At 67.7% G+C, this 16,071-nt stretch carries 10 protein-coding genes; 4 read left to right on the top strand and 6 right to left on the bottom strand.

All coding sequences use genetic code 11. The features are described 5' to 3' along the window. The 5 genes from SPK54_RS07995 to SPK54_RS08015 all read right to left on the bottom strand — a co-directional run. On the bottom strand, positions 1–4,219 hold a 4,219-nt coding region (locus tag SPK54_RS07995; RefSeq protein ID WP_330947396.1), incomplete at its 3' end, for a hypothetical protein. Positions 4,220–4,669: 450 nt separating this feature from the next. Beyond that, positions 4,670–6,022: a diguanylate cyclase gene (locus SPK54_RS08000; RefSeq protein WP_330947397.1), complete on the bottom strand. Its 1,353-nt coding sequence runs from the start codon at positions 6,020–6,022 to the stop codon at positions 4,670–4,672. A 68-nt stretch (positions 6,023–6,090) separates the two neighbouring features. After that, positions 6,091–8,970, bottom strand: a complete 2,880-nt coding sequence (locus SPK54_RS08005; protein WP_330947398.1) for a valine--tRNA ligase — start codon at positions 8,968–8,970, stop codon at positions 6,091–6,093. 143 nt (positions 8,971–9,113) lie between these two features. Next, positions 9,114–9,539, bottom strand: a complete 426-nt coding sequence (locus SPK54_RS08010) for a DNA polymerase III subunit chi (protein WP_330947399.1) — start codon at positions 9,537–9,539, stop codon at positions 9,114–9,116. 164 nt (positions 9,540–9,703) lie between these two features. Next, entirely contained in the window at positions 9,704–11,185 is a 1,482-nt protein-coding gene (locus SPK54_RS08015; protein ID WP_330947400.1) for a leucyl aminopeptidase, read from the bottom strand. Between the two features lie 167 nt (positions 11,186–11,352). Here SPK54_RS08015 and lptF point away from each other — a divergent pair, with 167 nt between their 5' ends. Together lptF and lptG are read left to right on the top strand one after the other, a co-directional pair. Beyond that, complete coding sequence (gene lptF, locus SPK54_RS08020; protein ID WP_330947401.1) at positions 11,353–12,432, top strand: LPS export ABC transporter permease LptF; 1,080 nt, start codon at positions 11,353–11,355, stop codon at positions 12,430–12,432. Next, complete coding sequence (gene lptG / locus SPK54_RS08025; protein ID WP_330947402.1) at positions 12,429–13,526, top strand: LPS export ABC transporter permease LptG; 1,098 nt, start codon at positions 12,429–12,431, stop codon at positions 13,524–13,526. The genes lptF and lptG overlap by 4 nt, the downstream gene beginning before the upstream one ends. A 112-nt stretch (positions 13,527–13,638) precedes the next feature. Here the strand turns inward: lptG and SPK54_RS08030 are convergent, their stop codons facing one another. Beyond that, positions 13,639–14,118, bottom strand: coding sequence for an RDD family protein (locus tag SPK54_RS08030; RefSeq protein WP_330947403.1), 480 nt, complete (start codon positions 14,116–14,118; stop codon positions 13,639–13,641). A gap of 81 nt (positions 14,119–14,199) precedes the next feature. Between SPK54_RS08030 and xerD the strand changes: the two genes are divergently transcribed. Both xerD and SPK54_RS08040 read left to right on the top strand, forming a co-directional pair. Continuing rightward, positions 14,200–15,162, top strand: coding sequence for a site-specific tyrosine recombinase XerD (gene xerD / locus SPK54_RS08035; protein WP_330947404.1), 963 nt, complete (start codon positions 14,200–14,202; stop codon positions 15,160–15,162). A 99-nt stretch (positions 15,163–15,261) separates the two neighbouring features. Next, positions 15,262–16,065 (top strand): DsbC family protein, encoded by an 804-nt coding sequence (locus tag SPK54_RS08040; protein ID WP_330947405.1) that lies wholly within the window; start codon positions 15,262–15,264, stop codon positions 16,063–16,065. Positions 16,066–16,071 lie beyond the last annotated feature (6 nt).

Consider the following 16,071-nt stretch of genomic DNA (forward strand, 5'->3'; position numbering starts at 1 on the left):
AGGACCAGGCCTTTAGACTCTTAACCCAACCGTCCGTGGAAACGGGGTAGAACCCCGTCTTTCCGCCCGCCTTCATTGCGAACAGGGGCAGATCTCGCCACCCGCTTGGATCGAGGATTCGCTGCTCATCGATCCACTGCTGGATTTGATGTCGGTGCTTCGTCCAGAGTTCGCTGGTGAGGGAGACAAAGCCCCGCGAGGTGGCGGTCTTGGACTCAGCGTAGTCCCCCAAGCGGATATGGACATAATCCCCTGCGTCTCCGAAAAGCAGGACGTCGCCCAAAGTAAGTCCGTACGCTGAACCCGGTCGAATGCCCGATGCCTCCAGGATCAAGAACAAGATGACCCGCAACTGCGCAATCCGCAGGAAGTCAGGGCCTGCATCAATTCGTTGCGCTTCGCGCGCGTGGTCGGCCTGCAGCTCCTCCAAGACCGACTGACGCTCGGCAAGCGTCAACAACGCCGGGTGGATGCCCAGTGCCCGCGATCCGGCAATGACAGCCAGTTCAGTCATGTCCACGACGGGTCGTGCATGTACCCGCATCAGGTAACGATGAAGGCGCAGCAATTCCTCGAACGCGTACGGCCTGCCCTTGCTGGTCTTGGAAAGCAGAACTTCCCTGTAGAGGCGGTGAAGCTCCTCCGCAGATAAGCTGACGAGTTCGCGATCCCCAAGAAGGTCGAGCAGCGTCCAACCGATCTGGGAGACCTCGCGACGCAACGAGTGCTGAGATAGGCGATTACCGTCCTCACTGCCGTAGCGAAGGTGATCCAGTACATAGCGGATTAACAGCACGAGGTTGAGATCCTGGCTGACCTCACCATGGAGCTTTTCAAGCTCCACCCGAAGCCGGCGACGCCAACCATGGGTGCCATCGGACGCCTGTTCTGGCTTGCTGGCTTTGGTTGCCTTGAGGCGTCCGAGCTTGCGCTTGTTCAGCAGGCCAATGAAGCGGTCATAGTTTTGCCTTTGATTCGGCCTGGAAAGCTTGGCTGCCGCTTGATCCTCCAAGGGCGGTTCCGTGCCGCTGGCGTCCTTTTCCTTTTGGGTGTTGTTGGCCGTGTGGACAGGCCAGTTGTCATCGCGGGCGATGTTGCGAACGGGGGTTTCGGCTGCTGTTTGCGTTCCCGCTTGCAGAAGCAGACGCTCGATCCCGGACAGTTCGATGCAGGCAGCCGCCATGAGGGCGCCTTCCATTCTGGTGGCGGCAACGGATCGTCCACCCCAAGCAATGTCGTGGGAGAGGTGCGAGATGGCCCAGTCTTCCAAAGCTTCTAGGGAAGGTGCTGGGGAGGTGGGTGCGTGGCGTTTTCTTTTTGAGATCAAGGTCGCCGGCACGCCGCTGAACACCATGTGGAAATCAGCGCCATCCACTCGCGCATTGACGCGAATAACGTGTCCACGCGCCTCGGCACGCATGGCCGTGCGAGCGGCATGCGTCGCCGCCTGTGCCCAAGACAACCGCCTGTACATCGAAAACGCCAAGACGGACCAGACGGTCAATTGCCCTTGGTCCCGCACGTAGCCCATGCTGGCCCTGGCCTCGAGCCCCTGTCGTAGCGCGTGCGCGTGCCGAACCGCCAGACCCAAACCGGGTACGAAGGGCGAAGGGTCGGCTGTCACACTCAGGTAGGGACGCCCGGGAATAGGGCCTTGGACGACCCCGCGCTCCCGAGCGCGACGCACAAGACGGTAAAGCAGGATCCTGGCTGTGGCCGCTTCCAGTCCACTGGAAGGATCAAGATCTCCCAGCCGCACCCGATCGCAGATCAGTGCGTGGTGATCGGGCCCGAGCTCGACGGGGCCTTCGATACCGTCGATCTTGTCGAGGCGCTTGTTCTCGACATCGACGCGTAGGAGCGGGCTGAACTCCTGAAAGGCCTCCGCCAACCGAGCCAGGACCGAACTCTCGCATTCTTTCCAGCGATCGCGGAGCTGCAGTCGGAGCCGTTTCAGTGCTTCCTCGTGCTGGCGCTTGTGCGATGAGAATACGGCGTCCCAATCCTTGGGTTGCGGCATGGGAATGCCATCCCATGTCCAGCGTGTCTTCCGCGCCGAGGGTAGGTACCAGCCGTCCTTGACCAGCAGCTCGTCAATGGCCGATTCAAGCTCGCGCCCCAGATCGACCGGTGCGCGCGGCGAGAGATCCGCATGGAGGTGCGCTGCGGACACCACCCAGCCAAGCTGGCCATGCCGTAGTTCCGGATCGACCCGAATCGCCAGTAGGTGTTGGTTCAACCGATGGCGGAAGAAGTTGTCGACGGACTGCAGTTCGGGAGGCATGCCCTCGCGGAGGCGGGTGGCTGTCATAGGAGCGACCGTGCCATCTGGTGCTGGCACGCTAAACAAGGCTTGTTCACCTCGAAGAATCGCGGTGGCCAGCTCGCCTGCGGGTTCGCCTCCATGCTGTGCCGCGATTTCGATCAGGCGATCGAGGTAACGGCGAAAATCCGACAACCACAGACGGCCAGTGGCCGCGATGCGGGTGGCACGCAGCGCATCCACCTGCTTGTCCTGCAGGATGATCAACCCGTACTCAGGGATGACGTCCCACAAGAAAATCCGTCCCAATGCATCTTCGGGACGGTGTCCCGTGATGGCGCAAAGCGCAGCGACCAGGTGATCTCGGTGGGCGATCCATTCCGCCAGCCAGGCACAAGGCTGGTGTGACGCCTGCTTCATCGCCTCCCGGAGGTTCTTGGGCCACACCTTGGCGGCGGAATCGGTCAGGACCAGCCGTGATCCCATGTAGGCGTCCCGTCCAGGGATCACGGTGATGAGCTCACCAAAACGGCGGGACTGGATCCCGGCAATGTAGGTCGCCAGCTCAGTTTCAGGCATGGCCGAGTAGTAGGCAGGGATCGACGACATGCCGAAGGTGTCCGCCATCGCGAGCTGGGCCATTTCGGTGCCCAATACCGCGGCAATTTCAGAGGCCAGCGCAAGACGCGGTGCCAATGCCCCCACGTTGGCCTCAGGGAGTACTTGGGCGATCACGTCCCGCATCCGATAGGGCGGTGCCGGTGATGCGGCGAGCAAAGGTAGGACCGGTTGGCCACTAACGGCTTCCCCATCCGCGAGCGCGAGTAGCGTGGCATGCAACGAGTGGGGCAATGGCCACGCCATCACTTCGGTGCACGGTTGCAACCATTCACCTATGCCTTTCGGGGGGATGACGGCATTGGCGGGGCGTTTGAGGCGCCTGTAGAGCACCGGCTCGTGGGGGTCGATCGCGTATTGGCGCGCGGCGTCCTCTCCACCCCAGATGATGTCGCGCAGGTCGATCTCCCGGACGGCGCCGGCCAGGAGCAGCGTCAGGGCGGCAAAGGGCTCGCGGCCGGCCAGATCCTCACCAGGCCCCTTTTCCGCGCGACGGATTGCCTCATGACATAGCCGCTCATCCACAGGCCTGGGAAGCCGCAGCTCGGGGGGAGCCATCAGATCGCCAGCACTTTCTCGTTCCAAACGGTCGGAAGCGGCACGGCCCGCTCGACTCGTGGTCGTCACTGCCGCCTCAGGTACTGTCGCGGGAACGCCAAGGCACGACAAGGCGGTGCCGCCCTCAAGGTCGCCCGTCTCAATCGAGACAAGCAGCGTCGGATCTTCCAGCTGGGTGGCAAGGGCTTGAGGCTCCAGCGCCCGTCGCACGCGGTCGGGGTCCGCCAGCATCCACCGGGCCAAGGTAGGACGCAGCCAGGAGTCCCACTGCTGAATGAAGTGAGGGGGAAGCGCCTTTCTGATGGCCTCGTCGGTCTCAACGAGCCGGACAAGTTCGGGGATTGAGGAGACGGCGCCCAGCGCGCCTGACAAGGGTGAATTGGGTGTGTCTAGGGCGCCGCGTATGGTCGACAGCAACCGCATAGGGGGACCCCTGTCCGGTTCGCTTGCCTCCAGGAGGGCACAAAGGCCGATGCTGGTCAGTTGTTCCAGGCCTGCAGATCGGCCATGTAGATACCTGAACAACGTCGCGCTGCCCGGGTGATGCCTGTGGATCTGATTCGGAGACTCGACCGGCGCGTTCATCGACGCATGCGCCTTGAGTTCCTGGGCGTGCAGGGCGAGCTTGGCAATCAGGGGCGCGAGGATAGGTCGATCAAGAGGCCTGATGGCCGCCCCGATCTCGAGAAGAGTACGGCTAAGATCGGGCCGCCACGCCTCCGGAATGGTCGCCCGATCTAGTGCGAAGAAGATGTCCTTGTTCGGTATGCTTCCGTCCATGTGCCCGAAGGTAGTGCTAGGGTCACAAGCGCCGCAAGTGGACGTGACAGTCGATTTACAAATTCAATCTAGCTCAGTCACCCTCAATCGCATTTCATCCAGTTTTGCCAGAGTTGTATGTAAAACAACTGAAATTCGATAAATAGGCTTGTTCTAAGGGATTTTTTCTAGATCTAAGTGCCAGGATGGCGCGCTAGGTTTACCGGCTTAGGTAGATTGGTGGCTTTTGGCGTATTTCAGCTGTCACGGGCTCATAATCCGGTGGTTCGATTCCACCCATAGCCACCAACCACGCGTCGCAGCCAACCCCGCGGACTTGCGGGGTTTTTTGTGCCTGCGGCCACCAGATGCAGGCTGCTGCGCCTCCTGCGAGGGTCGTCCTCCAGCCCCGTGACGCATTCTGCGACGCGGCCCCGACCGGATGCGGGTAGTGGTGGCGACAGGGCGGGATCAGTCGTGGCGCGCCTGCGCTGCCGGTTCGCGGCGCAGCGCGTCCGCGTCTGCCGGCTGGGCATGCAGCACGCAGCTGCGGTCGCGGCCCTGCTGCTTGGCCGCGTACAGCGCACGGTCGGCGCGCGAGAACACGGTGTCGAAGCTGGGATCCGACGGTTCGACGCAGGCGATGCCGAAGCTGGCGGTGATCGCGAGCGCGGGATGCTCCGGGCAGGGCCGGCAGCTGGCGGTCATCAGCCGGATGCGTTCGGCAATCGCGCGGGCGGCATCGGCGTCGGTGTCGGGCAGCAGGATGCAGAACTCCTCGCCGCCGGTGCGCGCGCACAGGTCCTCCTCGCGCAGGGCCTGCTGGCAGCAGCTGGCGAAGTCCCGCAGCACGTGGTCGCCGACGGCGTGGCCATAGCCGTCGTTGACCCGCTTGAAGTGGTCGATGTCGATGGCGACCAGGCTCAGCGGCGTGCCGTGGCGGCGGCTGCGCGCGAACTCGCTTTCCGCGCGCTCCTGGAAGCTGCGCCGGTTGGCCAGCCCGGTCAGGCTGTCGGTGCGCACCTGGCGCTGCAGCTCCTCCTTCAGCGCGTGCAGTTCGGTGATGTCGGTGACCAGGCCGATCAGCGCGGGACTGCCGTTGAAGTCCGGCCACGGCACCACCACGCTCCAGTAGTGGCGCAGGCGCCCCGCGGAGTCGACGAGGGATTCCTCGCCGGCGTAGCGCTCGCCGGTGGCCAGCATGTGCAGGTCTTTTTCCCAGAACGCATCGGCGGCCTCGCGCGGCATCAGCTCGCTGTCCAGCCTGCCGATGATCTGGTCCACCGGCCGGCCGAACACATCGGCCAGGTGCCGGTTGGCATAGCGGAAGCGGCGGTCGGCGCCTTTCACGTAGACCAGCCCGTCGATGTTGTCGAGCACCGTGTCCAGCAGTTCCTTCTGCCGGCGTACGCGGTCTTCCAGCCGTTTCTTTTCGGTGATGTCGTGGGAGATCCCGATCATCCCGACGATGGCGCCGGCGGCGTCGCGCAGCGGTTTCTTGATCGACCAGTAGCTGCGGGTCTCGCCGGTGGCGTGGATGTGGTTGGTTTCCTCGCGGGCGATGGTTTCGCCCAGCTCCAGCACGCGCCGGTCGGTCTGGCGCAGGGAACTGCCGGCTTCGCCGATGTCGACGAAATCGGTGAACGAGCGGCCCAGCACCGCCTCCAGCGGATGCCCGCCGAGCAGGTCCAGCACCAGCTGGTTGGCGTAGGTGTAGCGTCCTTGCAGATCGGTGGTGTAGACGAACGCGCCCACCTCGTCCAGCAGCTGCCGGTATGGATCCGCGGCGACGGGCGCATCGTTGGCTGGAATCTGGCTGGCCATCTGCGGGATGCCCTGGCTGGAGTGTGTGTCGTCCCGCACTCGAGGCCGCGTCCGGGTGGGCGCGGGTCCTAGCCCAGCCTACTCCGCTGGGTGGAGAGGGCGTCAAGCCGGCCGGTCCAGTCGGCCAGCCGCGCCTGCTCCTGTTCGACCACCGCGGCCGGCACACCGGCGCCGAACCTGGCCAGTTTGGCCTCGCTCTTGTCTTTCTCCGCGGCCACCTTGGCGATTTCCTTATCGAGGCGCGCGCGCTCGGCATCGAGGTCCACCAGCCCCTCCAGCGGCACGAACAGCTGCAGCTCGCCAACCACGGCCGGCGCGGCAGCCGGCGGCTCGCCGGCGATCAATTCGATCCGCTCCAGCCTGCACAGGAAGCGCAGCGAGGCGTCGAAGCGCTGCAGGCGGGACGCATCCTCGGTGGTGCCGCCGCGCGCCAGCAGGGTGAGCTGCTTGGCCGGCGACACGCCCAGTTCGCTGCGGATGCGGCGCACCGCGCTGGCCATCGCCTTCAGCCATTCGATGTCGGCGTCGGCCTGCGCGAAGGCGCCGGTGTCGAGGTCGCCTGCCTGCGGGTACGGCTGCAGCATGAGACTGCCGGACTTGCCGAGCTTCGGCGCCACCGCCTGCCACAGTTCCTCGGTGACGAACGGGATCAGCGGGTGCAGCAGGCGCAGCAGTGCGTCCAGCACATGCAGCAGGGTGTGGCGGGTGCTGTCCGCGGTGGCGGCGTCATCGGTCGCTTCCGGCATCCTGCCTTCAGCGACACTCGCACTTCCCTGTGCAGCGCCATTGAGTGCAGGCTTCGCCAACTCGACGAACCAGTCGCAGACCTGGTTCCAGGTGAACTCGTACAGGCACTGCGCCAGCAGGTCGAAGCGGTAGCTGGCGAAGTGTTCGGCGGCTTCCGCGCTGACCCGGTCCAGCTGCGACAGGATCCAGCGTTCGGCGTCGGTCCGCGGCTGCGGCCTGCCGCTGAAGCTCGCATCGCCGACGTTCATCAGCGCGAAGCGCGTTGCGTTCCACAGCTTGTTGCAGAAGTTCCTGTAGCCCTCGGCGCGGGCCAGGTCGAACTTGATGTCGCGCCCGGGGCCGGCCAGCGCGGCCATGGTGAAGCGCAGCGCGTCGGCGCCGTGCGGGTTGATGCCGTTCGGGAACTCCTTGCGGGTGTCCTTCTCGATCTTCTCCGCCATCTTCGGCTGCATCAGCCCGAAGGTGCGCTTGGCGACCAGGTCGTCGGCGCTGATGCCGTCGATGATGTCGATGGGATCAAGCACGTTGCCCTTCGACTTCGACATCTTCTGGCCGTTCTTGTCGCGCACCAGGCCGGTGATGTAGACGTCGTGGAACGGCACCTGGCCGGTGAAGTGGTCGGTCATCATCACCATCCGGGCGACCCAGAAGAAGATGATGTCGAAGCCGGTGACCAGCACGTTCGACGGCATGTGCCGGTCAAAGCCGCGCTCGGCCATTGCCGCCGGGTCCGGCCAGCCCTGCGTGCTGAACGGGAACATTGCCGAGGAAAACCAGGTTTCCAGCACGTCCGGGTCCTGCCGCAGCGGCGCATCGCCCAGGCCGTGCGCCGCGCGCACTTCGGCCTCGCTGCGGCCAACAAAGACCTTGCCGGCCGCGTCGAACCACGCCGGGATGCGGTGGCCCCACCACAGCTGGCGGCTGATGCACCAGTCCTGCAGGTTCTCCATCCAGTGGCGGTAGGTGTTGATCCAGTTCGGCGGCACGAACTTCACCGCGCCGCTCTCCGCGAGTTCCAGCCCGCGCTTGCCCAACGTGTCCATCCGCACGAACCACTGGTCGGTCAGATAGGGCTCGATCACCTGGCCGCTGCGGTCGCCGCGCGGCACCTGCAGCTTGTGCGGCTTGACCTCGACCAGCAGGCCGGCGGCCTCGAGGTCGGCGACGATGGCCTTGCGCGCGTCGAAGCGGTCCAGTCCGCGGTACTTGTCGGCGATGTCGTCGCGGTCGGACACCACCTTGGCGTCGTCGGTGAAGATGTTGATCAGCGGCAGCTGATGCCGCTGTCCCACCGCGTAGTCGTTGAAGTCATGCGCCGGCGTGACCTTGACCACGCCAGTGCCGAAGGCGCGGTCGACGTAGTCGTCGGTGATCACCGGGATGCGGCGGCCGGTCAGCGGCAGCTGCACGGACTTGCCGTGCAGCGCCAGGTAGCGCGGGTCTTCCGGGTGCACCATCGCGGCGGTGTCGCCGAGCATGGTTTCCGGACGGGTGGTGGCCACCACCACGTAGTCGCGGGTCTCGCGCAGGAGCTCGTTGCCGTCGGCATCGACTTCCACGTGCTCGTAGCTGGCGCCGTCGGCCAGCGGGTAGCGGATCGACCACAGGTGGCCGTTCTCCTCCTCGCTCACCACCTCCAGGTCGGAGATCGCGGTCTTCAGCACCGGGTCCCAGTTGACCAGCCGCTGGCCGCGGTAGATCAGGCCCTGCTCGTGCAGGCGCACGAAGGCTTCGGTGACCGCCTGCGACGGCATCGGGTCCATGGTGAACACGCTGCGCGACCAGTCGCCGGACGCACCGAGGCGGCGCATCTGCCGCTCGATGGTGTCGCCGGAGTGCTGCTTCCACTCCCAAACTTTTTCGATGAACCGCTCGCGGCCGAGCGAGTCGCGGGTCTCGCCCTTGCCCTCGATGGCGAGGTTGCGGCTGACCACCATCTCGGTGGCGATGCCGGCGTGGTCGGTGCCCATCTGCCACAGGGTGCGGAAGCCGCGCATGCGGTGGTAGCGCACCAGCGCGTCCATCAGCGTGTGCTGGAATGCATGGCCCATGTGCAGGGTGCCGGTGACGTTCGGCGGCGGCAGCAGGATGGTGTAGGCCGGGCCGTCGCCGGTCGGCGCGAACGCGCCGCTGCCTTCCCACTGCTGGTACAGGCGGGTTTCGAAGGATTGGGGGTCGAAGCCGGAGGCGAGGGTGGTCATGGATTTGCTCGTCGTGTCCGCGAGGGCGGACATCCAGTGTCTTTAAGATGCGGCGTTGGCTCGCCATTCCCGCGAAGGCGGTAATCCAGCTCCTGGAAAGAGCGAAAACTGGATTCCCGCCTTCGCGGGAATGACGGTGCGGGTCACATATCGTATTTCTTCACGGCGAAGCCCTGCGCCTGGTAGTGCTTCCAGCGCTCGCGCAGCGGGCCGCGGGCGGCCGGGTCGGCAGGCACCACTTCCAGCACGCGCTCGAAGCCGCCGGCCGGCGCGGCGTCGCGCAGGTTGATCAGCAGCGGGCGTGAGGGCACGTCCGCGTCCGGCGTGGCGATCAGGATCGGGGCTTCGTCCTCGTCCTCGTCCATGCCGGCGATCTGGTGCGGCAGGTACTCGTCGGGGTCGAACGACCACAGCAGGTCGTCCAGCGCTTCCGCCTGCGCCATGTCGCGGGCCAGCACCAGCGTCGGCAGGTCGGCGGCGAAGGCGCGCTTGGCCAGCTCGCAGACCAGCAGCAGCGGCTGTTCGCGGAAGCGCGGCTTGTCGATCAGGTAGAAGTCGGCGCGGGGCATGGCGGCTTTCCGTAGGAGCGCACGGGGGAAGGGGGGCAGGGGAAAAGGGGTTGGAGTGAATTTCGCGCCGGATTGGAATCAAATGGGCATCGTCGCGAAACTGCAATCCGACCCCTTTCCCTGCGCGAGGCATCGCGCCCCTGCGGTGCGCTCCTACAGGGGCATCATCCGGCGCGGTCCAGCAGCCACTGCGACAGCATGCCGACCGGCCGGCCGGTGGCCATGCCCATCTTGCCGTCGTCGGAGGCGCTGCCTGCGATGTCCAGGTGCACCCAGCGCTGGCCGTCGGTGAAGCGCGACAGGAAGCAGCCGGCGGTGATGGCGCCGGCCCAGCGGCCGCCGATGTTGTAGATGTCGGCGAACGCCGAATCCAGCATCGGTTGGTACTCGTCCCACAGCGGCAGCTGCCAGCCGCGGTCGAACACGGTTTCGCCGGCGTCAAGAATCTCGCGGGCGAGGTCGTGGCTGGATTTGGTCATCACGCCGGTGGCGTATTTGCCCAGCGCCACCATGCAGGCGCCGGTCAGCGTGGCCACGTCGACCAGCGCGGCCGGCTGGAAGCGCTGCGCATAGGTCAGCGCGTCGCACAGGATCAGGCGGCCTTCGGCGTCGGTGTTGCCCACTTCGATGGTCTTGCCGGACATGCTGGTGATGACGTCGGACGGCCGGTAGCTGTTGCCGTCGATGGCGTTTTCCACCGCCGCGGCGATGCACACCAGGTTCACCGGCAGGCGCATGCCGACTGCGGCCACGAACGTGCCCAGCACCGTGCCGGCGCCGCACATGTCGTACTTCATCTCCTCGATGCCGCCCTGCGTCTTCAGGTTGACGCCGCCGGTGTCGAAGGTGATGCCCTTGCCGACCAGCACGTAGGGCTTGGCGTCGCCGCCGTTGGAATACTTCAGCACCACCAGCCGCGGGCGCTGCGCGCTGCCGCGCGCCACCGCCAGCAGCGAGCCCATGCCCAGCGCTTCCATCGCCGCGTCGTCCAGCACCTCGCACTCGACGCCTTCGCTGCGCGCCGCCAGCTCCTGCGCCTGTTGCGCGATGTAGGCCGGGTTGCAGATGTTGGGCGGCAGGTTGCCCAGTTCGCGGGTGAAGCGCACGCCGGCGGCGATGGCGACGCCCTGCGCCAGCGCGGCGGTGTCGGTGCCGGCGACGTGCAGGTGCTGCAGCCCCTTGTCCTCGCGCTTCTTGTTCTTCTCGCCCAGGGTGGCGAGGTAGCGGTAGCAGGCGTGGTCGGTGGCGATCACCGCCTGGCGGACGTTCCAGGCGGCATCGCGGTCCTTCACCGCCACTTCGGTCAGGGTGAACAGCGCCGTGGCCACCGGGCCGGTCTTCAGCGCGCGGGCGGCATCGCCCACCGCCTTGAGGTACTGCGGCACGCCGAACTTGCCGGCCTCGCCCAGCCCGACCACCAGCACGCGCGGCGCGGCCACGCCCGCCAGGTCGTGCAGCAGGGCGCTCTTGCCGGTCTTGCCCGACACGTCGCCGCGTTCCAGCAGGGCGCGGATGCGGCCGCTGCTGGCGGCATCCAGCGCCTGCGCGGCGGGCGTCAGGCTGCCGTCGGCGAAGGCGCCGACCACGATGCAGTCGACGGTGGCGGAGGCGGGTGCGGTCTGGTTCAGGCTGAATTCGAGAGTCATCGAACAAGGTATCCGGGCTGTATCACGAAAAAGAAGGCGGCCTGCCGGTTGTGGCCGGCGGGCAGGCGGGCTGGGTCGCTTACAATGCGCGGCCGCGCCGGGCGCGGGCGAGTCGCCGCGCGTGGCGGACCCCAATTCTAAAGCATGTTCTGGAGCAGGCCGGCCTGATGCCGAAGCTGGATCGCTACCTCAGCGCCGAATTCGCCCGTGCCGTGCTCGCCGCGCTGGTCGTACTGGGCATGGTCAGCCTGGGCGGGGTGTTTGCCGACCTGATCGGCGAAATGGCCGCCGGCAAGGTGCCGCCGCCGCTGCTGCTGTCGCAGCTGGGCCTGCGCCTGCTCGGCTACCTGCCGCTGATCCTCCCGCTGGCGCTGCTGCTGGGGCTGCTGCTGGCGGTGGGCCGGCTCTACCGCGATTCGGAAATGCAGGTGCTGACCGCCGCCGGCGTGGGGCCGGCCCGGTTGCTGCGGCCGCTGCTGCTGGTGGCGCTGCCGGTGCTGCTGGCGATCGCCGCCTGTTCGCTGTGGCTGGGGCCGTGGGCGAACCGGCTGGCGCGCGGCATGGTGATCGAAGCCAACAAGAACCTGCTGGTGGCCGGGCTGGAGCCGGGCCGCTTCACCCCGATGGCCAGCGGCGGGGTGGCCTACGCCGGCGAGATGTCGAGCGACGGTACCAAGCTGGCGCGGGTGTTCATCTTCCGCGAGCGCGGCGACCGCATGGACGTGGCGACCGCCCGCAGCGGCGAGCTGTACCGCGACCAGGGTGCGCGGGTGCTGGCGCTGCTGGACGGGTTCCGGGTGGAAGGTCCGCTCGCTGGCCAGGACCTCGACTACCGGCTGATGCACTACGCCCGCAACGAGATGCAGCTGCCGGCGCCGGACGACCAGCGCCGCATGGACGATCCCGCCTTCAAGACCCTGGGCGAGCTGCTGGCGGACCCCGCTGCGCCGGCGCGGGCCGAGCTGCACTGGCGGATCGCGCCGCCGCTGCTGGCGCTGGCGTTCGCGCTGATGGCGCTGCCGCTGGCGCGCAGCTCGCCGCGGCAGTCGCGCCACGGTGCGCTGCTGCTGGCCTTCCTGGCCTATCTGGTGGGAGTGTTCCTGATGATCCTGGGCACCGAATGGCTGGCCACAGGCCGGCTGCCGGTGGCCGCCGGGCTGTGGTGGCTGCTGCTGCCGATGCTGGCGCTGGGCGCGTGGCTGTATGCGCGCGACGGCCGCGTGGCGCGGCCCTGGAGGCGGCGATGAAACACTGGCCGCGGCTGCACGACAGCTATATCGCGCGGGCGGTGATCGGCAGCGTCTTGCTGGCCTGGGGCGTACTGCTCGGGCTGGACGTGGTGCTGGCGTTCGCCGACGGCGTCGGCGACATCGGCAAGGGCGCCTTCACCGCCAACCACGCGATCGCGGTCACCGGGCTGAGTATCCCGTGGCGCGCCTACAATCTGTTCCCGACCGCGGCGGTGATCGGTGCGCTGCTCGGCCTGGGCCAGCTGGCGGCCTCGTCCGAGTTGACGGCGCTGCGCGCGCTGGGCCTGTCGCGGCGGCGCCTGAGCGTGTCGGTGGCGGCCTCGCTGGCGCTGCTGACCCTGCTGATGGTGGTGAACGGCGAGACCCTGGCGCCGTGGGGCGAGGAGCGCGCGCAGGCGCTGAAATCGGTGCGCAACACCGATCTGGTGGTGTCCAAGTACAGCGGTCTGTGGGCGCGCGAAGGCGACATGTTCCTCAATGCGCGCAGCGGCGAGCAGAAGCAGCGCGGCGGCGACAGCTGGCTGGAGCTGCGCGGCGTGCGCCTGTTCCAGTTCGATGGCGACGGCCGCCTGCAGTCGATCGCCAACGTCGATGTGGCCGAGCATCGCCCCGGCGGCTGGCAGCTGCGCGGCGTCGAACGCACCACCTTCCACGCCAAGTCGGTGAGCCGCAACCGCACCGCGCAGGAGCACTGGAAGTCGCAGCTCGACGAGACCGCGTTGGCCTCCAGCGTGACCAAGCCGCGCAACATGGGTAGCCGCGAGCTGGCGCAGAGCATCGAATACCGCCAGCGCAACGGGCTGGAGTCGGGAAAGTTCGAAGAGGTCTACTGGGGCCGCTGGTTCTATCCGCTCAATGTGCTGGCGCTGTGCCTGGCGGCGATTCCGTTCGCATTCGGCTCGCTGCGCAGCGGCGGCTACGGCAAGCGGGTGTTCATCGGCATCGTGTTCGCGCTCGGTTTCTGGGTGCTGCAGCTGATCTTCGGCGAGCTGGCCGGCATCTTCCGCTTCGACTACCGCATCGCCTATGCGATGCCGCCGGTGCTGATGCTGGTGGTGTCCTGGCTGCTGTTCCGCCGTCGCAGCAGTTAGCCGGCCGGCAGCCCATCACCCAAACGGGCGCCCACGCACATCGCCGCAGGCGCTGCGCCTGCATCCCGGCGTCTGCAGGACTGCCTGGCGCGGCAGGGCCTGCGCCGTCCCGTCATCGCGGGGGCTGCTTGCGCAGGCGCGCCAGTCGCGTTCCGCTGAACCTGTCGTGCCAGGTGAGCCGGTCGCGGTCGATCCAGGCCCACCAGAAGCCCAGGCCCGCTGCCAGCAGGGATAGCGTGGCCATCGCATAACGCTGCCAGAGTGCGGCCCCGGTCGGTGGGCCGCCGCCGGCCGCGACCACCTGCAGGCGCCAGGGCCGCATGCCCAGGGTCTGGCCGCCGCGCCGCCAGCTCGTCGTGGCGTAGACGCCGGTGGCCAGCCAGCAGCACAGCCACAGCAGCCACTGCAGGGCGCTGAACGGCGCGATGTTCTCCCGGGCAGGGTGTTGGCCGAGGTAGGTGTAGCCGACGGTGAAGGCGGTGGACAGCAGCATCCACAGCGCCAGCATCGGGAAAAGGTCGTACAGCAGCGCCAGCAGGCGCCACCCGATCAGGGCGGGGGGGCGTTGGGTGGAAGGTTCGCGCTCTGGCATCCCGACAGGATACAGCCGGGGTGGAGCGTGCCTGCGGTCTAGGGGGTGCCGGAAGTGCGGCGGGGCTCTACCCTTGCGCCCATGCCCAGCGCCGCCGACCGCCGCCAGTTGACCCGCAGCCTGCCGCCGCTGGCGGACGAGGACGCGGCCGGCATCGAGCGTTTCCTCGATGCGGCCTGGGCCGAGCACGGGCTGTCCCGCGCCACCCTGTCGGCCTATCGCGCCGACCTGCAGGGGCTGGCGCGCTGGCTGCGCGCGGCGGGGCGGCCGCCGCTGGCGCAGGCGCGGCGCGTGGACCTGTTCGGCTACCTGGCGATGCGCGCCGAGGCCGGCTACACGCCGCGCAGCACCGCGCGGCTGCTGTCCTGCCTGCGCGCCTACTTCGCACACGCCCTGCGCAACGGCGCGCGCAGGGACGATCCCTGCGCGCTGCTGCAGCCGCCCACCCTGCCAAGGCTGCTGCCCAAGGCGCTGTCCGAAGCGCAGGTGGCGGCGCTGCTGGACGCGCCCGACGTGACATCGCCGATGGGCCTGCGCGACCGCGCGATGCTGGAGCTGATGTACGCCGCCGGGCTGCGGGTGAGCGAGCTGGTCGGCCTGCCGGCCACCGCGCTCAACCTGCGTCAGGGAGTGCTGCGGGTAACCGGCAAGGGTGGCCGCGAACGGCTGGTGCCGCTGGGCGAGGAATCGCGCCACTGGCTGGAGCGCTACCTGCGCGACGCGCGCCCCCCGCTGCTGGCCGGCGTGCGCCAGCCCGCGGCGGTGCAGGCGCTGTTCATCGGTGCGGATGGCGAGGCGCCCACCCGCCAGGCGTTCTGGGCGCTGGTGAAGCGCTGTGCGGCCGTGGCCGGCATCGATCCTTCGAAGATCAGCCCGCACGGGTTGCGCCACAGCTTCGCCACCCACCTGCTCAACCACGGCGCCGACCTGCGTGCGCTGCAGATGCTGCTGGGCCACAGCTCGCTGACCACCACCCAGATCTACACCCTGGTGGCCCGCGACCGGCTGCGCAACCTGCACGCAAAACACCATCCCCGGGCCTGAGCGCATCCGCACTGCCGGCTCCGGCCGGTACGGCATGCGAGAATGGGCCACCAAAGGCGGCTGCCCCGGGTCGGACGCAGCGCCCCTATCGGAGTTCCAATGAAGCGTTTCGTCTTTGCCGCCCTGTTCTGCCTCAGCCTGTCCGCCTGCGCGCAGTCCACCGATCCCGCCGCGCCCGTCGCCGCCAAGCCGGTGGCGACCGTGAAGGAGCCCAGCTTCGCCGCCGGCACCCCGGAGGCCCGGGTGCGCGAGGCGCTGCGTGCGCTGAACCCGCGCATCCAGGTCGAGTCGATCGACAAGGCGGCGATTCCCGGCTTCCGCGAAGTCATCGCCGGCGGCCAGGTGATCTGGGTCAGCGACGACGGCAGGTATCTGTTCCAGGGCGACCTGCTGGACATCGCGCAGCGCAAGGACCTGGGCGACGAGGCGATGGCCAAGGTGCGCCGCCAGGTGCTGGCCACGCTGCCCGAAGCGGATCGCATCGTGTTCGCGCCGAGTGGCCAGGCAAAGCACACCGTGGTGGTGCTGACCGACGTGGAATGCGGCTATTGCCGCAAGTTCCACACCGACATCGCCGAATACACCAAGCGCGGCATCCGGGTGGAATACCTGGCGTTCCCGCGTGCCGGCATCGGCAGCCCCGACTACCGCAAGATGGTGGCGGTGTGGTGCGCCCCCGACCGTCGCAAGGCGCTGACCGACGCCAAGAGCGACCGCGCGGTGCCGCAGGCCGCCTGCCCGCGCTCGCCAGTGGACATGCAGTACAACGCCGGCCTGCGGATGGGCCTGGAAGGCACGCCGATGATCCTGACCCTGGACGGCCACCAGCTCGGCGGCTACCTGCCACCGGATGCGCTGCTGGAGCGGCTGGACGCGCTGGCGAAGGACAAGAAGGCTGGCTGAGCCCGG

Origin of the sequence: Thermomonas sp. LB-4 (genome assembly GCF_036409385.1) — a bacterium.
GTDB lineage: Bacteria > Pseudomonadota > Gammaproteobacteria > Xanthomonadales > Xanthomonadaceae > Thermomonas.